Annotated in this window: 2 protein-coding genes; one reads left to right on the top strand and one right to left on the bottom strand. The window is 68.4% G+C overall.

Annotation, left to right across the window (positions count from 1 at the left end; genetic code table 11):
* Positions 1 to 26: 26 nt before the first annotated feature.
* Positions 27 to 1,526, bottom strand: a complete 1,500-nt coding sequence (locus FNH04_RS41360; protein WP_152791369.1) for a cellulase family glycosylhydrolase — start codon at positions 1,524 to 1,526, stop codon at positions 27 to 29.
* 255 nt (positions 1,527 to 1,781) lie between these two features.
* Between FNH04_RS41360 and FNH04_RS41355 the strand changes: the two genes are divergently transcribed.
* On the top strand, positions 1,782 to 4,694 hold the full coding sequence (locus tag FNH04_RS41355) for a glycoside hydrolase family 48 protein (RefSeq protein ID WP_152791367.1): 2,913 nt from the start codon (positions 1,782 to 1,784) through the stop codon (positions 4,692 to 4,694).
* Positions 4,695 to 4,799 lie beyond the last annotated feature (105 nt).

Below are 4,799 nucleotides of genomic sequence, written 5' to 3'. Positions count from 1 at the left end.
TCCGTAGTGGGGGCTGGGGGTGAGGGTCATCCGTCGAGGGAGCGCAGATGGTCGCGCAGCCCGATGCCGAAGGACGTGGGAGTGCCGTCGTAACCGGAGATCAGGGCCGGCCCGGAGTTGCAGTTCCAGGTGTTCCAGGTCCAGCCCAGGTACGAGAGGTTCCGGGCGTCGAACCAGTTCATGACGCGGTCGATGAAGGAGTGCGCACAGGTGTTCTCACCGATCTCGCCCGCCACCAGCGGGACCTGGGCGGCGACCGGCGCGAGCGTCGAGTCCCAGCAGCTCTCGGTGGAGCAGGTGTTGAAGTTGTAGACGTGCCAGGCCGCGGCGAGATTGCCCGTCGGGTCGCTGGGCTTGTACGTCAGCCACTGGCTCAGGTCGTTGGAGTACGCGATCCCGCCGGCCAGGATCACGTTCCTGGCGCCGGTGCCGCGGACGGCGTCGATCAGGTCCTGCATGCCGGCGACCTGGTAGGTGATGCCGGGGCAGGTGCCGCCGTCGCGCCAGCAGGTCCACGCCTGGGTGGCCGTGGAGGTGGCGCGGTCCGGGTACGGCTCGTTGAACAGGTCGAAGACGACGGTCGGGTCGTCCTTGAAGGTGTTCGCCACCGAGGTCCAGAAGGCCGGGGTGTACTGCATGTTGGGCATCGGCTTCTGGCAGCTGGCGTGCACGTCGGAGCAGCCCGCCGAGTTGCCCGTGTACTGGCCCCAGGTCCAGTGCAGTTCGACCATCGGCGTCATGCCGTGCGCCTTCACCTTCGCCACCAGGTCCTTGACGGCGTTGATGTAGTTGGCGCCCGCGTACTCGGGCCTGATGTTGGACAGCCCGAGCCAGCACTCCTCGTTGAGCGGGATGCGCACGGTGTTGACGTTCCAGTCGGCGATCGCCCTGACCGAGGCGTCGTCGACCGGTCCGTCCCAGATGCCGTTGCCCTGGACGCACGCGAACTCGCCGCCGGAGCGGTTGACCCCGAGCAGCCGCCGGGTGGCGCCGCTCTGGTCGGTGAACTTGTTGCCCGACACCTCGAGCACCGGCGGACCGTCACTCGGCGGCGGGTCCGTCGGGCCGGGGTCGGTCGGGCCCGGGCTCGTCGGGTCCGGTGAGGGCTCCGCGTCCACGTTGCACGTCGTCCCGTTGAGCTTGAACGCCGTGGGTACCGGGTTGCTCCCCGACCTCGTGGCGATGAACCCGGCACTGACGCTCGCCCCCGAGCCCAGCGAGCCGTTCCAGCTCTCGTTGGCCGCGGTGACCGTCGTACCGGACTGGGACCACCGGGCGCTCCAGCCCTGGGTGACCTTCTGACCGCCCGCGAAGTCGAAGGTCAGACTCCAACTGCTCAGTGCGGACTGGTTGTTGGTGATTTTCACGGCGCCCTGGAAACCGGCGTCCCACTGGCTGGTGACGGAGTACTCCACCGTGCAGGCGGGCGCGGCCCCTGACGCCGTGACCACCGGAGCCACAGCGGTCCCCACAAGGGCGACCCCGGCGGCAACGAGTAAAAAACCTGAACGCGGGGGGTGTCGCATGAGCGACTCCTTGCAGCTCGGGCGCGCCGTGGCCGGCGCGTCGACTGTTGGAACCGCTCCCACTGGTAATGGGCGAAGGTAGCGCCAAGTGTCGGTAAAGAACAGAGGTGGCGCCATCTTGCGCTCATCGAATCTTTTCGACTCTTCAAGCACCTTGACCCCTACCACACCCCTCCTCAATATGGGAGCGCTCCCACTGGTTCAAGGCTTGTTGCTCCTCCCCCCACTTCCTCGAGCCGCAGAGAGGAACCAGCAATGCACCCCAGACGGAGACATCGCACGCGGCGGCTGTGGACCGCCGTCGCGGCGGCCCTCGCGCTCCCGTTCACCATGCTGAGTTCGGGTTCAACTCCCGCTCAGGCAGCGGCAGTTCAGTGCAGTGTCGACTACAAGACCAATGACTGGGGCTCCGGTTTCACGGCCGAGCTCACGATCAACAACCGGGGCACGGAAGCGATCTCCGGCTGGACCCTGACGTACGACTACACGGGCAACCAGAAGCTCACCAACGGCTGGAGCGGCACCTGGTCGCAGTCCGGCACGACGGTGACGGTGAGGAACGCGTCCTGGAACGGGACGATCGCCGCCGGGGCCGCCGTCAGCACGGGTGGCCAGTTCACCTACAGCGGCACCAACGCCGCGCCCACCAACTTCGCGATCAACGGCACGACCTGCGCCGGCGCGCACCAGCCGCCGGTCGCCGTGCTGACCAGCCCGGCCGCGGGCGCCGTCTACTCGCAGGGCGACGCGGTACCGCTCGCCGCCACCGCCGCGGCCGCCGACGGGGCGACGATCAGCAAGGTCGAGTTCTACGACGACACCAGGCTGCTGGGCACGGACACGAGCTCGCCCTACACGCTGTCGGTCACCAGCCTGGCCGTGGGCAGCCACTCCCTGGTGGCCAAGGCGTACGACAGCCTGGGCGCCTCGGCGGACTCCACGCCGGTCGGCATCACGGTCGCCTCGGGTCCCGCCGTGGTGGCCTCGCCGCCCCAACTGGGGGTGCAGCAGGGCAAGTCGGGCACGTACGAGGTGAAACTTTCGACACAGCCGTCGGGGAACGTCACCGTCACGAGCGCCCGCGCGAGCGGCAACTCGGGCCTCACGGTCACCGGTGGTGCCTCGCTCACCTTCACCCCGCAGAACTGGAACACCGCGCAGAAGGTGACCGTCACCGCCGACTCCTCCGGCACCGGCTCGGCGGTCTTCGAGTCCACGGCCACCGGGCACGCCAAGGCCGCGGTCACCGTGACCCAGCTGGCCGCGTCGAAGGAGTACGACGCCCGCTTCCTGGAGATGTACGGCAAGATCACCAACCCGGCGAACGGCTACTTCTCCCCCGAGGGCATCCCCTACCACTCGGTGGAGACACTGATCGTCGAGGCGCCGGACCACGGCCATGAGACCACCTCGGAGGCGTACAGCTACCTCCTGTGGCTCCAGGCCATGTACGGCAAGGTGACGGGCGACTGGTCCAGGTTCAACGGGGCCTGGGAGATCATGGAGAAGTACATGATCCCCACCCATGCCGACCAGCCGACCAACTCGTTCTACAACGCCTCCAAGCCGGCGACCTACGCCCCCGAGCACGACACCCCGAACGAGTACCCGGCGAAGCTCGACACCGGGGTCCCGGTCGGCCAGGACCCGATCGCCGCCGAGCTGAAGAGCGCGTACGGCACGGACGACGTGTACGGCATGCACTGGCTGCAGGACGTCGACAACGTCTACGGCTACGGCAACTCGCCCGGCAAGTGCGAGGCCGGCCCGTCGGACACCGGACCGTCGTACATCAACACCTTCCAGCGCGGTCCGCAGGAGTCGGTGTGGGAGACGGTCCCCCAGCCCACCTGCGACGCCTTCAAGTACGGCGGCAGGAACGGCTATCTGGACCTGTTCACGGGTGACGCGTCGTACGCCAAGCAGTGGAAGTTCACCAACGCCCCCGACGCCGACGCGCGTGCCGTACAGGCCGCGTACTGGGCGGACATCTGGGCGAAGCAGCAGGGCAAGGGGTCGGACGTCTCCGCGGTCGTCGGCAAGGCGGCGAAGATGGGCGACTACCTGCGCTACGCGATGTACGACAAGTACTACAAGAAGATCGGCAACTGTGTGGGGGCCTCGTCCTGCCCGGCGGGCACCGGCAAGGACTCCTCGCACTACCTGCTGTCCTGGTACTACGCGTGGGGCGGCGCCACCGACTCCTCGGCGGGCTGGGCCTGGCGCATCGGCTCCAGCCACGCGCACGGCGGCTACCAGAACCCCCTCGCCGCGTACGCGCTCGCCAACTACGCGCCGCTGAAGCCCAAGTCGGCCACAGGACAGGCGGACTGGGCGAAGTCCCTCGACCGGCAGATCGAGTTCTACCGCTGGCTCCAGTCGAACGAGGGGGCCATCGCGGGCGGCGCGACCAACAGCTGGGGCGGGCGGTACGCGACCCCGCCGGCCGGGAAGCCCACCTTCTACGGCATGTTCTACGACGAGAAGCCCGTGTACCACGACCCGCCGTCCAACCAGTGGTTCGGCTTCCAGGCGTGGTCCATGGAGCGGGTCGCCGAGTACTACCAGCAGACGGGCAACGCGGCCGCGAAGACCGTCCTCGACAAGTGGGTCGACTGGGCGCTGTCCAGGACCACGGTCAACCCGGACGGCACCTACCGCATCCCGTCGACGCTCCAGTGGTCGGGTGCGCCCGACACCTGGAACGCCTCGAACCCCGGCTCGAACAGCGGGCTGCACGTCACCGTCGCCGACTACACCGACGACGTGGGCGTGGCGGCGGCGTACGCCAAGACGCTGACGTACTACGCCGACCGCTCCGGTGACACCGAGGCGGCGCGGGTGGCGAAGGCGCTGCTGGACGGCATGTGGGACAACCACCAGGACGCGCTCGGTATCGCCGTCCCGGAGACCCGCGCCGACTACAACCGCTTCGACGACCCCGTGTACATCCCGAGCGGCTGGACCGGCACCATGCCGAACGGCGACGCGATCAACTCCTCGTCGACCTTCGACTCGATCCGCTCGTTCTACGAGGACGACCCGGCCTGGTCGAAGATCGAGGCGTACCTCGCGGGCGGGGCCGCGCCGTCCTTCACGTACCACCGGTTCTGGGCCCAGGCGGACATCGCTCTCGCCATGGGCTCGTACGCGGAGCTTCTCGAATAAGTCCCCGCTAAAAGCTCTGCGTACAAGGCCCTGACGTTCACGAGCCGTCAGGGCCCGAGGCCGGGCGGACCCGTCCCCATTCGGGTCCGCCCGGTCGTGCGTGCC

Source organism: Streptomyces phyllanthi, from assembly GCF_009377205.1.
Lineage (GTDB): Bacteria > Actinomycetota > Actinomycetes > Streptomycetales > Streptomycetaceae > Streptomyces > Streptomyces phyllanthi.
The sequence above is the reverse complement of the archived record's forward strand: the minus strand, read 5'-3'. Positions and strand labels throughout refer to the sequence as shown.